The following is a 662-nucleotide window of genomic DNA, read 5'->3' as shown; positions in this document are numbered from 1 at the left end:
CCTTGCGGCCCTTGGTCGCCTTGAGGTCCTTGAGCGCCAGCAGCCCCTTGCGGCCCTTGGTCGCCTTGAGGCCCTTGAGCACCAGTAGCGCCAGTAACGCCTTGCGGCCCTTGGTCACCTTGTGGCCCTTGGTCGCCTTGAGGCCCTTGAGCACCGGTAGCGCCAGTAGCGCCTTGCGGCCCTTGATCGCCAGTTACACCTTGAGGCCCTTGATCGCCAGTTACACCTTGAGGCCCTTGGTCGCCTTGAGGTCCTTGATCGCCAGTTACACCTTGAGGCCCTTGGTCGCCTTGAGATCCTTGAGCGCCGGTAGCGCCTTGCGGCCCTTGGTCGCCTTGAGGTCCTTGAGCACCGGTAGCGCCTTGCGGTCCTTGATCACCCTGAGGTCCTTGAGCGCCAGTAGCGCCTTGCGGCCCTTGATCGCCCTGAGGTCCTTGATCGCCAGTAGCGCCTTGAGGCCCTTGATCGCCTTGAGGTCCTTGAGCACCGGTAGCGCCTTGAGGTCCTTGGTCGCCTTGAGGCCCTTGAGCACCGGTAGCACCAGTAGCGCCTTGTGGCCCTTGGTCACCTTGAGGTCCTTGAGCGCCAGTAGCGCCTTGCGGCCCTTGGTCACCTTGAGGTCCTTGGTCGCCTTGAGGCCCTTGAGCACCGGTAGCACCAGT

The 662-nt window shown here is 63.4% G+C and carries 1 protein-coding gene; it reads right to left on the bottom strand.

Going from position 1 to position 662, the window contains the following annotated elements; translation table 11 throughout:
* The coding region (locus KQX66_RS38780) for a collagen-like domain-containing protein (RefSeq protein ID WP_498046619.1) at positions 1 to 662 on the bottom strand (662 nt) is incomplete at both ends.

The organism is Paenibacillus oleatilyticus, assembly GCF_018998565.1.
GTDB classification, from domain to species: Bacteria; Bacillota; Bacilli; order Paenibacillales; family NBRC-103111; genus Paenibacillus_G; species Paenibacillus_G oleatilyticus.
The sequence above is the reverse complement of the archived record's forward strand: the minus strand, read 5'-3'. Positions and strand labels throughout refer to the sequence as shown.